The sequence below is a fragment of the Paenibacillus athensensis genome (assembly GCF_004514475.2).
GTDB classification, from domain to species: domain Bacteria; phylum Bacillota; class Bacilli; order Paenibacillales; family NBRC-103111; genus Paenibacillus_AL; species Paenibacillus_AL athensensis.
Genome location: NZ_MYFO02000002.1, coordinates 392073 through 413885 on the forward strand (window position 1 = coordinate 392073; position 21813 = coordinate 413885).

The window sequence follows — 21813 nt, forward strand, 5'->3', positions numbered from 1 at the left end:
TCGAAAATAAAGGAGGTGGTTTTTCGGTAATTTCGAAAATGCAATCGCTTACAAAAAAGAGGAATGGGAGGCAACACATGAAGAAAATCATATTCACTGCAATGGCCCTGTTGCTTGTGCTTACCCTGCTGCAACCAACGAGTCCCGCTTACGCCTTTTCGGGCGAAGTGAGCGTCGGCGCAGGCAGCTACACGACGGCGCTGCCGCCGGAAACATCAGCTCCGTCCTACTGGGATATTGATCGCGTTCACGGTCAATTGGCATATCCGGTTCCGCAAAGCACAATTTACAAAACAAGCAACGTGACCGGCCCGATCCCGACGAGCGACTGGTGGTCCGATTTGGCCTGGGACCCGTTCTCGGAACGGCAGTATCCGCATCCGCTGGCCTTCTGGCCGAAAACAGGCGGCTTGCAGGTGTATTATCCAGGCAAAAGCATCGGCATCATGGTCGATCGCTTCGGCTGGCAGCGTGACATCCAAGCCAACATCCAAGACAGCAACGCCAAGGATTTCATGCTCGGCCATTCGGCCACTTCTTTCCCTGACGCGAAAGTGGACGGGTACAGCGACTGGATGGTGACGGCATCCTTTGCCAGCGGTTCCAACAGCATGAAGCTGACCTATGGCCACGGCTCGCCTTACGTTTACGGCATTTTCGCCGGTGGCAATCCCAAGCTGACGTTCCCGACTGCGCCGACGGTATTCAGCGGCAATGCCAACAGCGCCGTGCTCGGGATCAAAACGAACGGCAAATATTACGCCCTGTTCGGTCCGACGGGCTCGACCTGGTCGGGGATCGGTACGACGACGCTCGTCAACAACCTGAATGGCAAAAACTATTTCTCACTCGCCCTCTTGCCTGACGGTTTGACCGATGCAACGGCACCTGCTGCGCTGAGCAAATACCAGCAATACGCCTATTCGCACGTGACGAACACGCAGGTGTCGTGGAACTTCGACGAAGCGACCAGCATGGTCACCTCGACGTATAACTTCACCGTTACGCCAAAGGAAACGGGAGCGCCGGCGGCGACCTTGTTCGCCCTGTACCCGCACCAATGGAAAAACAGTGCGACGCCGCTGCTTAACAGCTATACGTATAACAGCATTCGCGGCAAAATGATTGTCGGCGAAGGCTCGTCCTTCTCCATGTCGATCAAATTCAACGGCATTTTGCCGGTGCTGCCGAATAAAGGCACCTACAACGTCAACCAGCTCAAGACGTACCTCCAGCAAGACGGCGCGGAAAACAAATACAGCCCGCTCTACAAGACGGATACGTATTTTGCCGGCAAGGAGCTGAACCGCTGGACGCAGATCGCGGCCATTGCCGATCAGGTCGATCCGACGCTGGCGCCGACGGCCCGCAATAAAGTGAAAACGGCGCTGGAGGATTATCTGAAAGCGAGCAAATCCGACGGCACGCAGGACCCGAACGCATTTTTCGGCTACAACAGCACCTGGGGCACGCTGATCGGCTACCGCGAAGGCTTCTATAGCGCTCCGCTGCTGAGCGACCACCATTTCCATTACGGTTATTTCATCAAAGCGGCCGCAGATATCGCACGCGTCGATAAAACGTGGGCCAGTGACGCGCAATGGGGCGGCATGGTCAAAATGCTGATCCGGGAAATCGCCAACCCGAACCGCAACGATACGATGTTCCCGTTCTTGCGCAATTTTGATCCATATGCGGGCCATTCCTGGGCCAACGGCAAAGGTCACACTGCTGACGGCAACGACCAGGAGTCCGTATCCGAAGCGCTGAACGCGTGGTCGGGCATTATTCAATGGGGTGAAGCGACCGGCGACAAAACGCTGCGAGACCTCGGCATTTATTTGTACACGACGGAAATGACGGCAGGCGACCAATACTGGTTCGATGTGGACAACGAGAACCTGCCCGCCGATTACAATCACTCCGCTGTCTGGATGGTATTCGGCGGCAAAAGCGCCAATGCGACCTGGTGGACGGACAATCCGCGTCTGAAGTTCCCGATTTTGTGGCTGCCGCTTACGGCTTCGTCGCTGTATCTCGGCTACCATCCGGATTATGTCAAGGAGCAATACGACGACATGATGGGGCCAAGCACGACGGAATACATCAACGCTTACGGGCAAGGGCAATACAACAGTGAAGAAAAGTGGGACGATCTGAGCAACATGTACTATGCGCTGTACGATCCTGCTGCCGCGATTGCCAATCTGAACGCCCTTGGCACGAATTTCCCGACGGAAATCGGCAACTCGCATTCGAATACGTACTATTGGGTGCATAACTTGAACGCATTGGGCCGTCCGGACCCGAGTGTGACCGCGAACTACCCGATATATGCCGTATTCAATAAAAACGGCGTTCGCTCTTATTTTGTCTACAATATGAAAAATACGGCTATCACCGTCGATTTCTCCGACGGCCAGCGAGTAACGGCACAGCCGAACAGCTTTAACACCGACAACGGCGTGCACATCATGGATACGATTGCACCGTCTACGCCGACCAACGTCAGCGTGTTGCGCAAATCGTCCAACTACGTCGATCTGACATGGACAGCGTCGACCGATAATCGCGGCGTAGCGGGCTATGAGGTATACCGCAACGGCGTTAAAGTCGGCACGACGTCGACGACTTCGTACCACGACACGGGCCTTTCGGCTACAACGGCTTATAGCTATACGGTCAAAGCCAAAGACCTTGACGGCTTGTTGTCCGGAGCAAGCACCGCTTTGAATGTAACGACGACAGCGGTTGATACGACTGCGCCAAGCGTGCCGACCGGCTTGCTGCAAGCCGCCTCGACAACGACCAGTGTGACGCTGGCCTGGAACGCTGCAGCAGACAACGTGCAAACGACGGACTACGACGTCTATCGCAACGGCACGCTCGTTGGCACGGTGCAGGGCACCTCGTTTACCGACAAGGGCCTGCAAGCAGTTACGGTATATACGTATACGGTGAAGGCGCGCGATGCCGCAGGCAATACATCGGCAGCCAGCGCAGCGCTGCAAGCGCGGACCGATTTGATACAAACCGGGGATTTTACGCAAAAAATTACCGAGCCGACCACCACACAAGCCAAATATTCGGTTGTGTTCGGCGATACGCCTTCAACGGTCATTTTGAACGCCAAAATTAACGGCGGCGGCCAATCCGGCTACATGATGACCAATAATAACGGGACATGGGAATACACTGTTCCCGTACCGGCCAATGCAACGATTGATTATTTCTATACGTACATCATCAACGGCGTAGGCAAGGATTCGCAAAGCTTCAGCTACAAAATGGGACTGTTCTCGCCGCCTCCGGCCGACAGCCAGGCGCCGACAGCGCCAACGGGCTTGACGTCGCCGTCGAAGACGAGCTCGTCGGTGAGCCTGAGCTGGACCGCATCGACCGATAATGTCGGCGTGACGGGCTATGACGTGTACAGCGGCGCAAGCTTGGTCGCATCGACGACCGGAGCGACAAGCGTGACGGTCAGCGGCCTGAGCGCCGGCACCAGCTATACTTTTACAGTCAAAGCGAAGGATGCAGCCGGCAACGTGTCCGCAGCCAGCAGCGGCTTGACGGTCGTCACCGACGCCACAGCCGACACACAAGCGCCAACAGCGCCGACAGGTCTGACGTCGCCGTCGAAGACGAGCACGTCGGTGAGCCTGAGCTGGAGCGCGTCGACCGATAACGTCGGCGTGACGGGCTATGACGTCTACAGCGGCGCAAGCTTGGTCGCATCGACGACCGGAGCGACAAGCGTTACCGTCAGCGGCTTGACTGCGAATACGAGCTATACGTTTACGGTAAAAGCGAAGGACGCCGCAGGCAACGTGTCTGCAGCGAGCAGCGGCTTGACGGTTGTCACCAACGCCTCGGCGGACACGCAAGCGCCAACAGCGCCGACAGGTCTGACGTCGCCGTCGAAAACGAGCACGTCGGTGAGCCTGAGCTGGACGGCATCGACCGATAACGTAGGCGTGACCGGCTACGATGTGTACAGCGGCGCAAGCGTGGTCGCATCGACGACCGGAGCGACAAGCGTGACGGTCAGCGGCCTGAGCGCGGGCACGAGCTACACGTTTACAGTCAAAGCGAAGGACGCAGCCGGCAACGTGTCGGCAGCCAGCAGCGGGTTGACGGTAGTGACCGACAGCGGTCAAACCGGCGGCGCGACCTCCAACGTCTTCTTTGTACGCGACGGTGCGGCTCCGGGAACGCCGGGGGCGCTGAGCAATACCGCCGGTTCGAACGCCGCTACCGATGCGGTGCCGTCTGCGGGCGGGCAAAATCTCGACGTCACCTCTCCGGCAAGCTCGCAGGTGGTCGAGTGGGTATCTCCGGCGATTACCGGAACGTACAACAGCGGCGGCGCTACGGTATACACGCTGTATGTGGATTCGGGCACGAGCGTCGGCAATGCGTTCAAAGCGCAAGTGCAATATGATTTTAACGGCGACGGCACCTATGACCGCACGGAAACCTTTGGTTACAAAGCAACCGATCCGGTTGCCGGCAACGAGTCTTACACGACGCAAGGCGTGCAGGCCAGCGGCGCCGCGTTGACCAACATGACCGGCGGCAAAGTGAAGCTGCGGGTATGGATGGCGCTTGGCAGCGGCTCGACCAATACCGTGCGTACCGATGCCACGTCTGCGCAGGGCTCGCAATCGCAGCTGACGATTCCGTATACCGTTGCTTCCGGACCGGCGGATACACAAGCGCCGACAGCGCCAACAGGCCTGACCTCGCCATCGAAAACGAGCAGCTCGGTCAGCCTGAGCTGGACGGCGTCGACCGATAACGTGGGGGTAACGGGCTATGATGTCTTCAGTGGCAGCACCGTTGTCGCTTCGACCACAGGAGCAACCAGCGCAACCGTTAGCGGCTTGAGCGCGAACACAAGCTACACGTTTACGGTGAAGGCGAAGGACGCGGCCGGTAACGTATCGGCAGCCAGCAGCGCGGTGAGCGTGACGACGAATGCCGGCGATACGCAAGCGCCGACAGCGCCAACGGGTCTTGCAGCTCCATCGAAGACGAGCACATCGGTCAACCTGAGCTGGACGGCGTCGACCGATAACGTGGGCGTAACGGGCTACGATGTGTATAGCGGCAGCACCGTTGTCGCTTCGACTACAGGAGCAACGAGCGCAACCGTTAGCGGGTTGAGCGCCAACACCAGCTACACCTTTACGGTAAAAGCGAAGGATGCGGCGGGCAATGTGTCTGCAGCCAGCAGCGCGCTGAGCGTGACGACCAATCCGCTGGCCGGCGATTTTACCGACACGATTACAAAATTAAGCGCCTCGTCCGCCAAATGGACCTTTACGCCGAACCCATCGGCAACAAGCGTTATTTTGCACTACACAATTGCCGGTCAAGGCCAGCAAAACGTCAACATGAGCGTAAATGGAACCAACTGGGAATATACTGTAACCAGTGGACTTTCCGCAGGCGCGGTCGTCACGTATTCGTATACGTACACGTTATCCGGCCAAGGCGCGAAGGATTCCTCCAACATGAGCTACACCCAGCCTTAATGGCAAAAGCATTCGAACCAGCCGCCTGAGCGCGGCTGGTTTTTTGTATGCGGGAGCAGGCTCCCGGCGGAACTGGCGAAAATCTTTTTCGGCAGCGGACAAGGGTCGAATGGCGCCGGTAACGCGCGCATATATTGGGGGAAAGAAGGGATGATGCTGGATGAAAAGGATCAAATACGATATGGCGGGCTCTTGCGCGGTCACCGTAAACCGGCAGCCGGTCGTGGAAGCGCTGATTGCAGCGGCGCTGACGGCCGATGCCGCGCTGGAGCGCGAAAGGGATCTGTCCCCGGCCAATCCGCTGATTAATGCCGTCTTGTCCCGTTTGGTCGGACTGGCTGGCCTGACCTATACCCCGGCAGAGGAGCGGGCGGTGCTGGCGGACGAGCGCATTCGCCGTCTGCGCGAACGGCTGCTTGGCAAATTAAGCATAGCGGAAGGGGCGCTGGAACACTTTTATGCCGAGCGGCTCGGACGGCAGCCAGCGCTGACGTTGGCTTCGCTGGGCGCGTTTCCGTACTATGCGAACTATGAGGCGCTGCTTGCGCTGGAGCTGCGTCATTTGCAGGAGCTGGAGCTGTTGCCGGGCGGCGGAGCCGGGATGTCGGCGGTTTTTGTCGGGAGCGGGCCGCTGCCGCTCAGCGCGATTTTGCTGCAAGCCGCCACCGGGGTACAGGTTGTTTGCGTGGACAACAACCGCACCGCTTGCGTGGCGGCGCAGCGGCTGCTGGCGCGGCTCGGGCTCGAAGACGCGCTGCCGGTTGTGCACGCCGCCGGCGAAGCGTATGACTACGGCGGGCATGCTCTGGCGCTGGTCGCCAGCCTTGTGGCGGACAAGCGCGCAGTCGCCCGGCAGATCCGCGTAACGCGGCCGGGCGCGGCGTTGGCCGTGCGCAGTGCCGAAGGCGTGCGCACGCTGCTGTATGAGCCCGTAGACGAAGCCGGGCTCGAAGGGCTGGGCTGCCGCAAGCTGGGACAGTCGTCAGGCAACGGCGAGGTGATCAACTCGACGTTGTTTTATCGGCTGTCTCCGTAAGCGGCAGCGGGTCGTTCGGCGCGAGGCGCAGGCCGCGGCGGCGCGTGCCGGAGTGAGCCATGCCGATGGCTGAGCTTGCGCTGGCACGATGGACGTAAGGCGCTGCGTTTGGTCTCGATTCAAGCCGCCGGAACTTGAACGCCTGTAACCTGGATTAGAGTAGACCTGACGGTAAGCAGCGGCGGGCTGTCCAGATTGGGAGATGGCCGTTATAATGGACGTATCAAGTTTGATTTTTGGGATGGAGGGCGGCTATGGTGAATTTTGACCTTCAGGAAGCAATGGAACTGCTGGAGCGGACCCCTCAGGTGCTACGCCTCTGGTTGTCCGGCTTGTCCGCGGGCTGGCTGGCGAGCCGCGAGGGCGAAGGCACGTGGAATCCCGAAGAGGTGGTCGGGCATCTGATCGAAGCGGAAACGACCAACTGGCTGCCCAAGGTGGAGATGATATTGCGTGAAGGAGAAAGCCGCGAGTTCCCGGTTTTTGATCGCTTTGCGCATTTGCCGCATACGGGAGCTACGACTTTGGAACATAAGCTCGATGAATTTCAGCGGGTGCGGCAGGCGAACATCAACAGATTGCAGCAGCTGGTCGATCCGCAGCGGGATCTGGAGCGGACCGGCTTGCATCCGGCATTTGGCGTCGTCAAGCTGCGCGAGCTGCTGTCGACGTGGGTGGTGCACGATTTAACGCATACGTCGCAGATTATGCGGGTCATGGCCGAGCGGTATCGCGAGGACGTAGGCCCTTGGTCCGCTTACTTGAGCATTTTGAAAAAATGAGCTTGCAGCAGCGCTCCGCACACAACCGCTTGCCCCGCTAAGCCGGGGGCGGGTTTGATCGTGTTGGTCTCCGCACGAGTGGACCGAACAGGTGCTTTTTTTCATACAGATGTCAGATTGACAGATCAAGCAGCTAAAGCTCAATCTGCAAAAAAGGAGATGCGACAATGTTTGATTTTGACCGCAAGCTGGAGCCGCCGGGTTCCGGGGGGCTGAAATGGGATTATGCGGCAGCCAAATACGGAGCCCCAGATTTACTGGCGATGTGGGTCGCGGAAATGGATTTTCCCGCTCCGCCCGCAGTGCTGGAAGCGATCCGGCATCGGGCGGAAAGCGGCGTATTCGGATATACGTTCTCCGACAACGCCTATACGTCGGCCATTGTCGACTGGCTGGCACGCCGTCACGGCTGGGCGATCAAGCCTGACTGGCTGGCGCATGCGCCGGGCGTAGTGCCTGCGCTGCATTATTGCGTGCAGGCGTTTACGCAGCCGGGGGATCAGGTGCTGATCCCGACGCCGGTTTATCCGCCGTTCAAGGAGGTCGTGGAGCGTAACGACCGCAGGCTCGTTTGCCATGAGCTGACAGCCGACGAGAACGGCCGCTATCGGATGAATATGGACGAGCTGGAGCGACAGCTGGCGGGAGGCGTCAAGCTGCTGCTGCTGTGCAGTCCGCATAATCCCGTCGGCCGGGTATGGACGCCGGACGAGCTGGAAGCGGTCGGTCGATTAGCGGAAGCTTACGGTGTCATCGTTGCGTCCGATGAAATTCACGCCGATCTCGTCTTCGCGCCGCATACACATACGCCGTTTGCCCGGCTGTCCGAGACGTTGGCAGCCCGTACCGTCGTCTGCATCTCGCCGAGCAAAGCGTTCAACCTTGCCGGCCTGCAGTCGGCCAGCGTCGTCATCGCCGACCGCAAGCTGCGCCTTGCGTATCGGCAGGCCGTCCAGCGCGCTTTCATCGGCGCGCCCAACACGTTCGCGCTCGTCGCAACGACCGCCGCTTACCGCGAAGGCGAGGCGTGGCTGGACGCCTGCCTCGCCTATATTCGCGGAAATATTGCGCTCTTGCGGTCCTGGGTCGACGAGCGCTTCCCGCAGCTGCGCTTCGCCGAACCGGAAGGCACGTATCTCGTATGGCTCGATTGCCGTAAGCTTGGGCTCAGCAATGCCGAGCTGCACGAGTTTTTTGTGCAGCGGGCACGAATCGCCGTCAATTTCGGCGATACGTTTGTAGCCGGCGGAGACGGATTCGTCCGCCTTAATCTGGCGTGTCCGCGCGCCGTGCTCGAAGAAGCGCTGGAGCGGCTGGAGGCGGCGCTTCGCGCGTAGAGGGCCGGCCGTGCGGAGCGCTGCACGCTGAGTGCGCCGATCTGGCGAGCGCTCCCCGGCGCGTCACTCGCTCAGCGCCCCGTCGTCGCCTCCGTTTTTCCGCAAACTCATCGTTTTCCCGCGACCGATCGGCCGTCAGAGCTTTTCGCCCGCCGCAGCCGTCAGTTGGCAATCCGCGGATACAGCAGGCTGGCCAATGTCGCCATCACTGCGCCGGCCAGCACGAGCACGCCCCAATCGAGCGCCAGCGAAGCGCTTTGCGTCGTCAGCAGCAGCCCGCGCAGCGCGTCGACGAGGTAGCTCATCGGGTTGACGGTGGCGACGGCCTTCAGCCAAGCGGGCATAATCGAAATCGGATACAGCGCATTCGACGCAAAAAACAACGGCATCGTAATCACCTGCCCGATCCCCATCATCCGCTCGCGCGTGCGGACAAGCGCCGCAATCGTCATCGACATCCCGGCGAAAAACGCCGCGCCGAGAATCACCGTGACGAACACGCCGATCACTTGCCCCACGCCCCAATCAAGCTTGACGCCAAGCAGCAGCGACAGCAGCAGAATAATGATGCCTTGACTGATCGCGCGCAGCGACGCCGACAGCATCTTGCCGATCATCATCGCCGAGCGGCGGATCGGGGTGGCGAGAAATTTTTGCAGCAGGCCCATATCCTTTTCCCAAATAATCGAAATGCCGTAAAAAATCGAAACAAACGTCACCGATTGCGCCAAAATCCCCGGCGCGAGGAACGACATATAATCCGCTCCACCCGTCGGCACGCCGCGAATGCGGCTGAACGCCTGGCCGAACACGAGCAGCCAGAGCATTGGCTGGATCGCGCGCATGAGCAGCTCGGTCGGATCCTTGCGCAACTTTTTCAGCTCAATGTCGATGATTAGCCAAACGTGCTGCAAATAGAGCAGCGCTTGCGGCGTGCGAATGCGTCTACCCGAGGCGTCTTGCGGTGCGGCGGCTGCGTGCGGCATCCTTCATTCCCCCTTGTTGCGTAGAATCGAAGCTTCCGGCAAAAAAAGCAAAAACGTCGTCCATACTCGCGTCCTCCAGCCCGGTCTGCGCCTTCAGCTCGTCGACGGTGCCCAGCGCGGCCATCCGCCCCTTGCTCATAATCGCCAGACGCGAGCACATCGCGTCCGCTTCGTCCATATAGTGCGTCGTCAGCACGATGCTCATGCCGAATTGCTCGCGCAGCTGCTCGATGTAGGCCCAGACCGCTTTGCGGGCGACGGGATCGAGCCCGACGGTCGGCTCGTCGAGGAACAGCACGTCGGGCCGGTGCAGAATGGCCTGCCCGATCTCCAGCCGTCGGATCATCCCGCCGGAATACGTACTGGCCTTGCGCCCGGCGGCGTCTTCCAGATCGAGCATCGCCAGCACGTCGGCGATCCGCTCGCTGCGCTCCTGGCGGCTGAGGCCGAACAGCTTGCCCATGACCTCCAGATTCTCATAGCCGGTCAACACTCCGTCGACGGAAATCGCCTGCGGCACATAGCCGATCCGCTCGCGGACGCGGGCCGGATGTCTGGCGGCGTCAAAGCCGCCGATACAGATAACGCCGGCGGACGGGCGGAGCAGCGTCGTCATCATTTTAATCGTCGTCGATTTGCCTGCACCGTTGGGGCCGAGCAGGCCAAAGCACTCGCCGGGCGCAACTTCGAAGCTGATGGCGTCGACAGCCTGAAAGCTGCCGAAGCGCTTGCTCAGCGCATTCACAGAAACAACAGGTGCGTTCATGGCGATTCCTCCCTTTTCGGTAAAGCGTCGGAAAGCCGCTGCAGCAGCTCGACGAGCATCAGCCGTTCGCCGGGGCTGAACTGCTCGAAAGGGCCGACCAGCGCTTCCGTCCACGAAGCTTCCGTGCGGCGAATCAGGTCGTGGCCGGCTTCCGTTAGCTCGACCGTTTTGACGCGCGTATCGCGCGGATGCGGGCGGCGAACGGCGTAGCCGGACGCCTCCAGCTTGTCGAGCATTTGCGAGACGGTGCTCTGCCGCACGCCAAGACGGTCGGCGAGTTGGCCGATCGGCAGACCGGGGTGGCGGTACAAGGTGCGCAGCAGCACCCACTGCACGCGGGTAATCGCGCTATTTTCATGGCCGAAGGTGCTGTAGCGCAGGTAGCGGTTCACATTTTGCAAGGCGGTTGCCAATTGGTCAAGCTGGTCACGTTGGTTCATCATCGATTCCTCTTCGCATCAATAAGTAGTGGTGCGGCGGCGGCTGCAAACCGCGCGGAGCTGCTGCTCCATGCTGGAGTCTTTATCGGCAATTATATAGGAAAGCTATATAAGTGGCAATGGTGTTTTACGATTTATTGCTGAAAAAATAGTCTAAATCAATAATCTCTTGTACAATTATATATAGGTTTAAAATATAAAATGCTCGGATCGAAGCAGGTATGCGGCCTGTAGATGGGCTACTGCTGTTGCCCGCTGCCGGATTTTTTTGCAGAAAAAGCATTGACGGCGCAAGCCAGCGATGGTACATTTAAAACCAAGTAATTTTATATGAATTATCAAGTATCGACCGGATCACCGGAGACACTGTAGATGACTTTAGCGGGGAAGCGTTGAGACGCGGCCTTGTTGAAGACGGCAGTGTCTTTTTTGTTGGTTCGGGCTGCGGCACGCACGGTTCGTCCGGACGAACAGGCGTCAGGCGTCAAGCGGCGCCATCTATCCAATAGACAGATGAAGGGGTTAGAAAACATGAGACGAGAGATCAACAAGCCAATGAGAGTTTCGATGATCAAAAGCAATGCCGCGCTGCTGATTGCGCTGACGGCGCTACTGCTGACGGCTTTGACCGGCTGCGCCAGTCAGACGTCGGCACCGGCAGGCAACGAAAGCGGTCAAGCAACCGCTACTGCCCAATCCGCTGAAGACAAAGACGCCAAAACCGACCAGAAGGTCGGCACAACGGTGCGTATCGGCTTTCAGAAATACGGCACGATGAATTTCCTCAAAGCGAACGGAGAGCTGGACAAAGCGCTGCAGGCCAAGGGCTATGCCGTGCAATGGACCGAATTTCCCGGCGGTCCGCAGTTATTGGAAGCGATGAACGTTGGCAGTGTCGATATCGGGCATACGGGCGAAGCGCCGCCGATTTTTGCCCAAGCCGCCGGAACGCCGCTTGTTTACTTGGCTCACGAGCCGGCCAGTCCCGAGAGCGAAGCGATTCTGGTGCCCGCAACCTCGCAGCTCCAAAGCGTAGCGGAACTCAAGGGGAAGAAGGTCGCGCTCAACAAGGGCTCCAATGTTCACTATTTGCTGGTGAAGCAGCTGGAAAAAGCCGGGCTGAAATATGAGGATATCCAGCCGGTATTTTTGCCGCCGGCCGATGCACGGGCCGCCTTCGAGCGCGGCAGCGTCGACGCTTGGGTGATCTGGGATCCGTTTTTTGCCGCTGCTCAATCGGCGACGAAGGCGCGGGTGCTTGCTGACGGTAAGGATGCCGTAGCCAATCATGAATTTTATTTGGCCAGCCGCGCGTTTGCCGAAGCGAATCCGGTTGTGATCCAGACTTTGCTGGAGCAGCTCGGTCGCGTCGATACGTGGGCCAAGGATCATAACAAGGAGCTGGCTGAAACGCTGTCGCCGCAATTGGGCATTGACGTTCCTTCGCTGGAAACGGCGGCGAAGCGCCGGGCTTACGGCGTCGTGCCGATCGATGACGAAGTGCTGGCGGCGCAGCAGCAAATTGCCGATACCTTTCATCGCCTGGGGCTCATTCCCAAGCCAATTTCCGTTAAGGACGCCCGGCTGAAAACAGACGCGGCTGCGAAATAACATACTTTATCCTGCAGAGGCAAAGGAGCTGGATCATCATGGAGGTTTTCTGGTTTATTCCGACCCACGGCGACGGCCGATATTTGGGCACAAGTAAAGGGGCGCGAGCAGTCAACTATGCCTATGTGCGGCAAATTGCCCAAGCCGCCGACGAGCTGGGCTTTGGCGGCGTGCTGCTGCCGACCGGGCGCTCCTGCGAGGACGCTTGGGTGGTGGCATCGTCACTGATTCCGGTGACGGAGCGGCTCAAGTTTCTCGTTGCCATCCGTCCCGGCCTGATGTCGCCGACGCTTGCGGCGCGCATGGCAGCAAGCTTCGACCGCTTATCCGGCGGACGGCTGCTCGTCAACGTTGTAACTGGCGGCGATCCGCAGGAAATGGAAGCGGACGGCTTGTTCCTCAATCATGACGAGCGATATGCGCTGACCGACGAGTTTCTGGACATATGGCGTCGGGAGTTGTCCGGCGAGCAGGTCGACCATGAGGGCGAGCATTTGCGCATCAAGGGCGGCAAGGTGTTGTATCCGCCGCTGCAAAGCCCGTATCCGCCCTTGTATTTTGGCGGCTCGTCGCCTGCGGCGATGGACGTAGCGGCTTCCCATATCGACGTGTATTTGACGTGGGGCGAACCCCCGGCGTTGGTTGCGGACAAAATCGCGCGGATGCGCAAGCGGGCGGCGGAGCAGGGACGCATGCTGCGCTTCGGCATCCGGCTGCACGTCATTATTCGCGAGACAGCGGAAGCGGCTTGGCTTGCAGCCGATGAATTGATCTCGCAGCTCGACGACGCAACGATTGCGGCCGCGCAGCAGATTTTTGCCCGGATGGACTCGGAGGGACAGCGGCGTATGGCCGAGCTGCATAACGGCGACCGTTCGAAGCTGGAGATCAGTCCGAATTTGTGGGCCGGCATCGGGCTGGTGCGGGGAGGAGCCGGGACTGCGCTGGTCGGCGATCCGCAGACGGTAGCGGCACGGATGAAGGAATACGCCGAGCTTGGCATCGAGACGTTCATTCTTTCCGGATATCCGCATCTGGAAGAGGCTTACCGCACAGCAGAGCTGCTGTTCCCGCATTTGCCGCTGGCTCAGCCGCACGGCAAGACGGCTGCCGGCAGCGGTTCGGGGGAAACGACCTTCATCAGCCCGTTTGGCGAGCTGGTGGCGAACACCGAGCTGCCCAAGGCGCAGAAAGCGGGGCTGGCCCATGACCACGAGACGGCCCAAGCGGCTTTATAACCAGTTGCTGCCCTGGGCGCTGCCGGCCGTTATCATTGTCGTGTGGCAGTTGCTCGGTCAATATGGCTTCATCTCCACGCGGATTTTGCCAACGCCGTTGTCCGTAGTCAGGGCTGCATGGCATCTGGCGCAAAAAGGCACGCTGCTGACCTACATCGGCATCAGCACGAAGCGGGCGTTCATCGGCTTTGCCATTGGCGGCGGGATCGGCTTTGCGATCGGCCTGGTCAACGGCTTGCTGCCGATCGCCGAGAAATTGACCGATACCTCCATGCAAATGCTGCGCAACATTCCGCATCTGGCGATGATTCCGCTGGTCATCCTCTGGTTCGGCATCGGCGAGGAAGCGAAGCTGTTTCTGGTGGCGCTTGGCGTATCGTTTCCCATTTACCTCAACACGTTCCACGGCATCCGCTCGGTCGATCCGGGGCTGGTGGAAATGGGCAAGGTGTACGGCCTGCGCGGTCTGCGCCTGTTCTGGAAGGTGATTCTGCCCGGCGCGTTGCCGTCGATTCTGATCGGCGTCCGCTTCGCGCTTGGCATTATGTGGATTACGCTGATCGTCGCCGAGACGATTTCGGCCGATTCCGGCATCGGCTATATGGCGATGAATGCGCGCGAATTTATGCAGATGGACGTCGTCGTGCTTGGCATCGTCATCTATGCGCTGCTCGGCAAGCTGTCCGATTACATGGCCAAGGTGCTGGAGCGGCGCTGGCTCGGCTGGCATCCGAATTATTTAAACCAATAGGCGGCTTTGAAAAAAACAAACAAACACGGCTCGGCGGTTGTATCTTCCGCTCGTGCCGTGTTTGTTTGTTTCAAAGCGGCATGCCTGCCGCTGCCTGGCTGCCGTTCGCCAGCGGCTTGGCTTGTCGGATGCCGGACTGCCGCTCTGTTGACGCTCGATTGTCGCTTGGCTTACCGGATTGTTCTCGATTGTCGCTTGGCGTACAACCTGCCGCTCGCCTGTCGCTCGAACGTCACTAACTACCTTCTTGCTTGCGACCTGCTACTGCCCCATACGGCCCGACTTCGGCTGTTCGCTTGAGCAGAGATGCAAGGCGAGATTCAGGCCCGCGCGGCCCGCTCCAGCTCCTTGCGCACAATAGGCGCGACCTTGGTGCCGAGCAGCTCAATGGCGCGCAGCACCTCGCGGTGCGGCATCGTGCCGACGTTGATGTGGAGAAAAAAGCGCGTCACGCCGAGGTTTTGGCGCAGCAGCACGATTTTCTCCGCGACAAACTCGGGATCGCCGACATACAGCGCGCCGCGCAGACTTCGCGCCGCGTCGAAGGCGCTGCGGTCGTAAGGTGGCCAGCCGCGCTCGCGGCCGATCACGTTCATCTGCGCCTGCATCGGCGGCCAGAACAGCTCCGCGGCCCGTTCGCTAGTCTCGCCGACGAAACCGTGCGAATGCGTGGCGATTTGCAGCTTGGCCGGATCGTGACCAGCCTTGACCGCCGCTTTCTTGTACAGCTCGACGAGCGGCGCAAAGCGCTCCGGCATGCCGCCGATAATCGCAAAAGCGATCGGCAGGCCAAGCATCCCGGCGCGCACCGCCGACTCCGGATTGCCGCCGCTGGCAATCCAGACCGGCAGCGGGCTTTGTACGGGACGCGGGTACACGCCGAGATCGCGGAACGCCGGACGGTGACCGCCGCGCCAGCTCACGCGCTCGGACGCCTGCAAGGCGAGCAGCAGCTCCAGCTTTTCCTCGAACAGCTCATCGTAGTCGTCCAGACTGTAGCCGAACAGCGGAAACGATTCGATGAACGAGCCTCGCCCGGCCATAATTTCCGCACGTCCGTTGGACAGCCCGTCCAGCGTCGAGAACGCTTGATACACGCGCACCGGATCGTCCGAAGACAGCACCGTCACCGCGCTCGTCAGGCGAATGCGCTTCGTTTGCGTCGCGGCTGCGGCCAGCACAACCGCCGGGGCGCTGGCCGCATAGTCGGCGCGATGATGCTCGCCGATGCCGTACACATCGAGCCCGACCTGATCGGCGAGCACGATTTCCTCGACCGCATCTCGCAGCCGCTCGGCGTGGCTGATGGCCTGCCCTGTCGCCGGATCAGGCGTTGCTTCCAAAAAAGTGCTGATGCCAATTTCCATCGCTGCAGCCGGAGCTTGCATGGTGGAACGCCTCCTTTGCGTCATTTGCTTATTTTTTTAAAGTATATCATGAATAGTAAGTAAAGGGAAGCGTGTGCAGGAGGAGGTCTTGGCGGGTGGGGCTGCGGAGGGGTTCTCCTGATTTGGACAACAACTTGACAGAAAGGCCATAAGGTTTGTCCACACGGATACGCAGTCCTGTGCGAGCACAAAATTAGCTTTTCCATCAGATTTTTACTTGTTACGGATTCCAACTCAGCTTTGCTCCCGTCCCCAAGCACCCCGCAGGGTGCTTATTTGTTTGCCCACGCCATACAGTGGTACTACAAGAAGTTAGTACTAGGGCCGATCGGCCGATCCGCATACAATACATTTAGGAGCAGGTATTAAGAGAAGCTGCTGCTAAACAGGAGGTAACGCCGTTATGCGAACGAAGCTGCTGCGTTTATGGATCACCGGAATGGCCGCTTTGCTGCGGCCGCTTTTGTGCGCGCTGTTCCGCCTGCGGATCAGCGGGCTGGAGAAGCTGGATTTCTCCCGCCCCGCGGTGCTGATTCCCAACCACGTTTCGCTGCTGGATGCGCTGCTGCTGGCGCTTTATTTGCCGCAGGAGGTCGCATTTGTCATCAATACGCAAATGGCCCGGCGCATCCGTTGGGTCGGCTATCTGCGAAAGCTGATCCCGGTCGATCCACTGAACCCGTATGCGGTGCGGACGATGCTGAAAACGGTCGTGAAAGGCACGCCGCTGGTCGTATTTCCCGAAGGGCGGGTCACAACGACGGGCAGCATGATGAAGGTGTACACTGGGATCGGCTACATCGCGTTAAAATCGCAGGCGCAGCTGTTCCCCGTAGCCATCGACGGGCTGGAACGCTCCCGGCTCTCTTATATGAAGGGCAAGCTGCGGCAGGTAGGGTTCCCGCGCACGCGCATCGCCATCGGCACGCCGTTTCAGGTCGAGAAACGGGAAGGGGTTTCGATGCGCGTGCAAAAAGAGCAAGCGACCGATGTCATCCGCAGCCGGATGACGGAGCACCTGCTTGCGAGCCGCCTCCCGCTACAGCTCAATTTGTACAATGAGCTGCGCGACGCGGCCGGCCGTTACGGCCGCTCGTTTGTCGTCTGCGAGGACGCAGTCGCGCAGACGAAGCTGACCTACAAGCAGCTGCTGCTCGCTGCTTGCGTGCTCGCGGAGCGGCTGGCCGCCGAGCTCCGCGGCGAGCGCCGGGCAGCCGTGCTGCTGCCCAATACCGCGGCCCATGTCGTCACCTTGTTCGCCATGTTCCGCAAGGGCCTGACGCCGGCGCTGCTTAACTACTCCGCCGGCGCTCAAACGATGCTCGACGCCTGCGAGACGGCGTCGGCGACCACGATCGTCACGTCGCGGACGTTCGTGGACAAGGCGCAGCTCGGCGATTTCATCGCCGCCGCCGCTGCGCGCAACCAGCGCATCGTCTATCTCGAAGACGTGCGCAAGCAGCTCGCGCCGGCCGACAAGCTGCGCGGCTGGCTCGCTTACGCGCTGCGCCGCGGCGGCCCGCTGGAGGACAATGAGGTGATCCTGTTCACCTCGGGCAGCGAAAGCAAGCCCAAGGGCGTCGTGCTGACGCACCGCAGCTTGTATGCCAACGTTCAGCAGGCGCGGCTGGTCATTGCTTTTAACCAGACGGATTCGCTGCTCGGCGCGATGCCGATGTTCCACTCCTTCGGGCTGACGGCGGGTACGCTGCTGCCGCTATTGTCCGGGATGAAGGTTGTGCTGTATCCGAATCCGCTTCATTATAAAGTCATTCCCGAGCTGACGTATGACCGCAACATTACGATTTTGTTCGGCACATCGACGTTTCTGGCGGCTTATGGCCGCACCGCGCATCCGTATGATTTTGCCCATTCGCTCAAATATGTCGTGGCCGGGGCCGAGCGGCTGAAGGACGAGGTGCGTCAGCTGTGGATGGACAAATTCGGCATCCGCATTCTGGAGGGCTACGGCACGACGGAAACCGCGCCGGTCATTTCGCTGAACACGCCGATGTATGCCAAGCGCGGTTCGGTGGGCCGCCTGCTGCCGGGCATCGCGTACAAGCTGGAGCCGGTGGAGGGCATCGCTGAAGGCGGCAGCCTGCTAGTCAAGGGGCCGAATGTGATGAAGGGCTACCTGCTGCACGGCAAAGGCTTCGAGCCTTGTCCGGAGTGGTATGCGACCGGCGATATTGTGCGGATCGACGAACGCGGCTTCCTGACGATTCAGGGCCGGGCGCAGGCATTTGCCAAAATCGGCGGGGAAAAAATTTCCCTGACCGTCGTCGAGGAATTGGCCGCCTCGGTCATGCCGCAGGCGCTTTGCGCAGCTGTCGCTGTTAGCGACAAGCGCAAGGGCGAGCGCATCGTGCTTTATCATAATGCTCCGGCCGCGTCGCTCGCCGCGATCAAGGACGCCGTCCGGCAGGCCGGACATTCTCCGCTCTATGCGCCGTCGGCGCTGCGTTATCTCGACAAGCTGCCGCTGCTGGGCAGCGGTAAAATCGACTATCCGGCCTTAAAATCCATCGCCCAACGGGCGGACGAAGAGGAGTGAAGCCGCATGAAGCCGCTTCAAACGTTATATTTTACCCAGTTTATTTCCGCTTTTGCCGATAATATGATTTTGTTTATTACGCTCGCCCTCATTCAAAACAAGCAGCTGCCGGACATGTACATCGGCGTCGTGCAGGCGTGCTTTCTTGTCGCCTTTGTCGTGCTTGCGCCGTTCGTCGGCGCGTTTGCCGACAAACATAGCAAGTCCAACGTGCTGCTGATCGGCAACGCAGTCAAAGCCGTGGGCATCGCGATGCTGCTGCTCGGGCTTGATCCGGCAGTCAGCTACGCGGTCGTTGGCATCGGCGCGGCGCTGTATTCGCCGGCGAAATACGGCATTCTCCCGGCGCTGACCCACGACGAGCATGAACTGCTGCGGGCGAACGCGCGCATTGAGGGCTACACGATTTTTGCGATCCTGCTCGGCTCGGTGGCCGGAGGGCTGCTGGCGAAATGGTCGCTGCTCGGCTCAATGGCCGTCTGCCTTGTTTTTTACCTGTTATCTCTTGCGTTGACGCTGCGCATTCCCCGTATGGCGGGAAACAGCTCCATCCGCTACGGCCGCGAAATGAGGCGCTTTTTCCTCGATTTCGCCCGCCTGCTGAGCGATCGCACCACGCGATTCTCGCTGATCGGCACAGGCTCGTTCTGGATGACCTCGGCCGTAGTGCGGCTCGCCGTGCTCGCGTGGATTCCCGCCCATCTTGGCTTGACCTCTGTGGATCAAATTTCGCTGCTCGTCGCTGTGATCGGCATCGGCATTATGCTCGGCGCGTTCCTGACGCCCAAGCTGCTGCCCGCGGGCAAATATTACAATTCGCTCGTATTCGGTCTGTTGCTGCTGCTGACGCTGCTTGCGTTCCCGCTCGTATCGAGCCTGCCGGTGACCGTAGCGCTGCTGCTCGTGGTCGGCTTCTGCGGCGGTGTGTTCATCGTCCCGATGAATACCGTGCTGCAGGATGAAGGGCAGCGCAAGGTCGGCGCGGGCAAAACGATTGCGATTCAAAATTTCGTGGAAAATCTGCTGATGCTGCTCGGCGTCGGCGGCTACACGCAAATCTCGGCGCACGGCTTTTCGACAGACGGCTCGCTGATCGCGATTGCTCTGATTCTCGCGTTGTTCGTCGGCTATCTGGCGCTGCAGCGGCGCAGGCTGCTCGGCGGCGCAGCGGCATAGGGCAAGGGAGCGCCGCCGGCCGGAGCCGGGGTCGTCATCTTCCTCAATGCGGTCCGAGGTCAGGACGCTGCGGCAGGCGCGCTTTATTTTCACACACTGGCTTATCGGAAGCACAACGCGTATCGCGACGATGCGCGTTTTTTGCTTTGCCACCGCCAATCCTGCTGTCATCTCCGCGCGCCCCCGGAGCCCATCCTTCAGGCGGCATTCCACGGCCAGCCGGAGCACCCATCGCTCCGGTCATGCCCGGACCGCGCATCTTCTCGCCGGTCGCTGCCCGACTGTCCGACTGCCATCCATTTTTTGTCCGTTGCCGCAAAGGAAGCGCGCGTTTTATGATGAAAGCGCATAGCTATTTTTTTCGACAAGCGGGACTGTTGTTGTTCCGTGTCGGGTACATAGCCAACGCGAGGCAGCGCGTTTGACGGGGGACGCCGCGTGTATTTTACGGGAAGAGGGGCTGGACAAATGGAAAAATCTTCGATTATCGGCATCGTGCTGGCTGTCGTCTCAATCGGCGTCGGGATGGTGCTCAAGGGGGCGAGCCTGGCGGCGCTGCTCAATCCGGCAGCGTTTCTGATCATTTTCGGGGGGACGGCGGCGGCGCTGTTCATTGCGTTTTCGATGGAAGAGATGAAGCGGTTTCCGAAGCTGATGACGATTGTATTCACCCAGCAAAAGCTGGCCACCAAAAAAGAGCTGATCGACATGTTCGTCGACTGGATTTCAATTACCCGCCGCGAGGGGCTGCTGTCGCTGGAGGCCAAGGCCGAGGAGCTGACCGATCCGTTTCTCAAAAGCGGCATGCGGCTGATCATCGACGGCAACGACCACGAATTCGTGCGCGATGTGCTGCTGGAGGACATCTCGGAGATGGAGGAGCGGCACCGCAAGGGCGCGCTTATCTTTACCCAGGCGGGTACATACGCACCAACGCTTGGCGTGCTTGGGGCGGTGGTCGGGCTGATCGCGGCGCTTGGCAATCTCAACGAGATCGAGAAGCTCGGTCATTTGATTTCAGCGGCTTTCGTGGCGACGCTGCTGGGGATTTTTAGCGGCTATGTGCTGTGGCATCCGATTGCCAACAAGCTGAAGATGAAGTCGAAGCGCGAGGTGGAAATCAAGCTGATGATGGTCGAGGGGCTGCTGTCGATTCAATCCGGCGTGTCGGCCAATTCGGTCCGGCAAAAGCTGCTGATTTTCATTCCTAACGCCAAACGAGCTGAATATAGCGATACGCCGCCTGCCAAGGACGGTGGGGACCAGTGAGCAAGTCCAAAAAACACGATCATGAAGAGCATATCGACGAGTCCTGGCTGATCCCGTACGCCGATCTGCTGACGTTGCTGCTGGCGTTGTTCATTATTTTGTTCGCTTCGAGCCAGATTGACGCCAAAAAATACGACACGGTGATGAAATCGCTTAACGCGGCGTTCACCGGCGGGGCCGATCCGTTCGAAACGTCGACGCTTGTGCCGATCAACGATGAAGCGAACATGACGACGAAGGCGAGCAGCAAGCCGGACGGCTCGCAGAAGCAGACGGGGACGGGCAGCGGGGCAGCGGCGGGCAGCGCCGGCACGGGTGCTGCGACGGATGCGGCAGAAGCGCAGCGCCGGAAGGAAGAGGAGGATTTGAGCCGGCTCAAGGTCAGTCTGGATCGTTTTATTGCCGACAATGGGCTCAGCGGCCAGTTGACGACGAATTTGTCGAGCGAAAAGCTGATGGTGACGATCAGCGACCGTGCGTTGTTCGATTCCGGCTCGGCGACCGTGAAGACGAATGCCAAGGCGCTGGCGCAAGCGATGGCCGGCATGCTCGGCGAATATCCGGGCTACCGGATCGAGGTGGCCGGGCATACGGACAATCAGCCGATCCGCAACGCCGAGTTCGATACGAATTGGGATTTGAGCGCGAAGCGGGCGCTGAATTTTATGAAAATTTTGCTGGATAAAGGGAAGATCGATCCGTCGCTGTTCTACTCCGTCGGCTACGGCGAATATCATCCGGTGGCCGATAACGGCACGGCCGAAGGACGCGCGGCGAATCGGCGCGTGGAAGTCAGCATTTTACGCCATCTTTCCGCAAAAGAAGGCGGCTGACAGCCGCCGCACGGTCGGCCTTGCGCTGTTGCAGTCGCACGGGCCGAGAACTCCTTATCGCAGATTTTGTCGAATTGTGGTATATTTTGTGGAAATACATCTG

15 protein-coding genes are annotated in these 21813 nt (G+C 59.7%); 11 read left to right on the forward strand and 4 right to left on the reverse strand.

The window, feature by feature from the left end; translation table 11 throughout:
* Nucleotides 1-77: 77 nt before the first annotated feature.
* The 4 genes from B5M42_RS05725 (at nt 78) to B5M42_RS05740 (ending at nt 8695) form a co-directional block, all read left to right on the forward strand.
* Nucleotides 78-5540: a fibronectin type III domain-containing protein gene (locus tag B5M42_RS05725; RefSeq protein ID WP_230632711.1), complete on the forward strand. Its 5463-nt coding sequence runs from the start codon at nt 78-80 to the stop codon at nt 5538-5540.
* Nucleotides 5541-5700: 160 nt separating this feature from the next.
* On the forward strand, nt 5701-6576 hold the full coding sequence (locus B5M42_RS05730; protein WP_134751908.1) for a nicotianamine synthase family protein: 876 nt from the start codon (nt 5701-5703) through the stop codon (nt 6574-6576).
* 257 nt (nt 6577-6833) lie between these two features.
* Nucleotides 6834-7358: a DinB family protein gene (locus B5M42_RS05735; RefSeq protein WP_134752167.1), complete on the forward strand. Its 525-nt coding sequence runs from the start codon at nt 6834-6836 to the stop codon at nt 7356-7358.
* A gap of 167 nt (nt 7359-7525) precedes the next feature.
* Nucleotides 7526-8695 carry a MalY/PatB family protein gene (locus B5M42_RS05740; RefSeq protein ID WP_134751910.1) on the forward strand — a complete coding sequence of 390 codons (1170 nt, stop codon included), beginning with the start codon at nt 7526-7528 and terminating at the stop codon, nt 8693-8695.
* A 161-nt stretch (nt 8696-8856) separates the two neighbouring features.
* Here the strand turns inward: B5M42_RS05740 and B5M42_RS05745 are convergent, their stop codons facing one another.
* Genes B5M42_RS05745 through B5M42_RS05755 form a run of 3 tightly spaced genes read right to left on the reverse strand, consistent with a single transcriptional unit; the run spans nt 8857 to nt 10890 of the window.
* Nucleotides 8857-9681 (reverse strand): ABC transporter permease, encoded by an 825-nt coding sequence (locus B5M42_RS05745; RefSeq protein WP_134751911.1) that lies wholly within the window; start codon nt 9679-9681, stop codon nt 8857-8859.
* Nucleotides 9641-10447 (reverse strand): ABC transporter ATP-binding protein, encoded by an 807-nt coding sequence (locus tag B5M42_RS05750; protein WP_134751913.1) that lies wholly within the window; start codon nt 10445-10447, stop codon nt 9641-9643. Before B5M42_RS05750 ends, B5M42_RS05745 begins: the two co-directional genes overlap by 41 nt.
* Nucleotides 10444-10890, reverse strand: coding sequence for a MarR family winged helix-turn-helix transcriptional regulator (locus B5M42_RS05755; protein WP_230632713.1), 447 nt, complete (start codon nt 10888-10890; stop codon nt 10444-10446). The genes B5M42_RS05750 and B5M42_RS05755 overlap by 4 nt, the downstream gene beginning before the upstream one ends.
* 528 nt (nt 10891-11418) lie before the next feature.
* Here B5M42_RS05755 and B5M42_RS05760 point away from each other — a divergent pair.
* From B5M42_RS05760 to ssuC, 3 genes are read left to right on the forward strand one after another with little or no spacing between them, the layout of a single operon-like run.
* The gene (locus tag B5M42_RS05760) at nt 11419-12498 is read left to right on the forward strand and encodes a sulfonate ABC transporter substrate-binding protein (protein ID WP_134751915.1); all 1080 of its coding nucleotides are present in this window, start codon (nt 11419-11421) and stop codon (nt 12496-12498) included.
* A 38-nt stretch (nt 12499-12536) separates the two neighbouring features.
* Nucleotides 12537-13736 carry an FMNH2-dependent alkanesulfonate monooxygenase gene (gene ssuD, locus B5M42_RS05765; RefSeq protein WP_134751917.1) on the forward strand — a complete coding sequence of 400 codons (1200 nt, stop codon included), beginning with the start codon at nt 12537-12539 and terminating at the stop codon, nt 13734-13736.
* A complete protein-coding gene (gene ssuC, locus B5M42_RS05770; protein WP_134751919.1) occupies nt 13705-14487 on the forward strand; it encodes an aliphatic sulfonate ABC transporter permease SsuC in 783 nt (260 codons plus the stop codon). Before ssuD ends, ssuC begins: the two co-directional genes overlap by 32 nt.
* Nucleotides 14488-14807: 320 nt before the next feature.
* Here ssuC and B5M42_RS05775 read toward each other — a convergent pair whose 3' ends face one another.
* Nucleotides 14808-15854, reverse strand: coding sequence for an LLM class flavin-dependent oxidoreductase (locus B5M42_RS05775; RefSeq protein ID WP_134752171.1), 1047 nt, complete (start codon nt 15852-15854; stop codon nt 14808-14810).
* A gap of 424 nt (nt 15855-16278) precedes the next feature.
* Between B5M42_RS05775 and B5M42_RS05780 the strand changes: the two genes are divergently transcribed.
* The 4 genes from B5M42_RS05780 to B5M42_RS05795 all read left to right on the forward strand — a co-directional run bounded on the left by B5M42_RS05780 (nt 16279) and on the right by B5M42_RS05795 (nt 21710).
* Nucleotides 16279-18432 (forward strand): AMP-binding protein, encoded by a 2154-nt coding sequence (locus B5M42_RS05780; protein WP_209280686.1) that lies wholly within the window; start codon nt 16279-16281, stop codon nt 18430-18432.
* A 6-nt stretch (nt 18433-18438) separates the two neighbouring features.
* Entirely contained in the window at nt 18439-19608 is a 1170-nt protein-coding gene (gene lplT, locus B5M42_RS05785) for a lysophospholipid transporter LplT (protein WP_134751921.1), read from the forward strand.
* 468 nt (nt 19609-20076) lie between these two features.
* Nucleotides 20077-20877 carry a flagellar motor stator protein MotA gene (gene motA / locus B5M42_RS05790; RefSeq protein WP_134751923.1) on the forward strand — a complete coding sequence of 267 codons (801 nt, stop codon included), beginning with the start codon at nt 20077-20079 and terminating at the stop codon, nt 20875-20877.
* Nucleotides 20874-21710 (forward strand): flagellar motor protein MotB, encoded by an 837-nt coding sequence (locus tag B5M42_RS05795; RefSeq protein WP_134751925.1) that lies wholly within the window; start codon nt 20874-20876, stop codon nt 21708-21710. The genes motA and B5M42_RS05795 overlap by 4 nt, the downstream gene beginning before the upstream one ends.
* Nucleotides 21711-21813 lie beyond the last annotated feature (103 nt).

Excerpts from the sequence above, each read along its gene's own strand:
- ssuC (WP_134751919.1), top strand. The coding sequence starts at position 13,705 with ATGACCACGAGACGGCCCAAGCGGCTTTATAACCAGTTGCTGCCCTGG.
- B5M42_RS05750 (WP_134751913.1), bottom strand. The coding sequence starts at position 10,447 with ATGAACGCACCTGTTGTTTCTGTGAATGCGCTGAGCAAGCGCTTCGGC.
- B5M42_RS05775 (WP_134752171.1), bottom strand. The coding sequence starts at position 15,854 with ATGGAAATTGGCATCAGCACTTTTTTGGAAGCAACGCCTGATCCGGCG.
- motA (WP_134751923.1), top strand. The coding sequence starts at position 20,077 with ATGGAAAAATCTTCGATTATCGGCATCGTGCTGGCTGTCGTCTCAATC.
- B5M42_RS05760 (WP_134751915.1), top strand. The coding sequence starts at position 11,419 with ATGAGACGAGAGATCAACAAGCCAATGAGAGTTTCGATGATCAAAAGC.
- B5M42_RS05745 (WP_134751911.1), bottom strand. The coding sequence starts at position 9,681 with ATGCCGCACGCAGCCGCCGCACCGCAAGACGCCTCGGGTAGACGCATT.
- ssuD (WP_134751917.1), top strand. The coding sequence starts at position 12,537 with ATGGAGGTTTTCTGGTTTATTCCGACCCACGGCGACGGCCGATATTTG.
- B5M42_RS05725 (WP_230632711.1), top strand. The coding sequence starts at position 78 with ATGAAGAAAATCATATTCACTGCAATGGCCCTGTTGCTTGTGCTTACC.
- B5M42_RS05730 (WP_134751908.1), top strand. The coding sequence starts at position 5,701 with ATGAAAAGGATCAAATACGATATGGCGGGCTCTTGCGCGGTCACCGTA.
- B5M42_RS05755 (WP_230632713.1), bottom strand. The coding sequence starts at position 10,890 with ATGATGAACCAACGTGACCAGCTTGACCAATTGGCAACCGCCTTGCAA.
- lplT (WP_134751921.1), top strand. The coding sequence starts at position 18,439 with ATGAAGCCGCTTCAAACGTTATATTTTACCCAGTTTATTTCCGCTTTT.
- B5M42_RS05740 (WP_134751910.1), top strand. The coding sequence starts at position 7,526 with ATGTTTGATTTTGACCGCAAGCTGGAGCCGCCGGGTTCCGGGGGGCTG.
- B5M42_RS05780 (WP_209280686.1), top strand. The coding sequence starts at position 16,279 with ATGCGAACGAAGCTGCTGCGTTTATGGATCACCGGAATGGCCGCTTTG.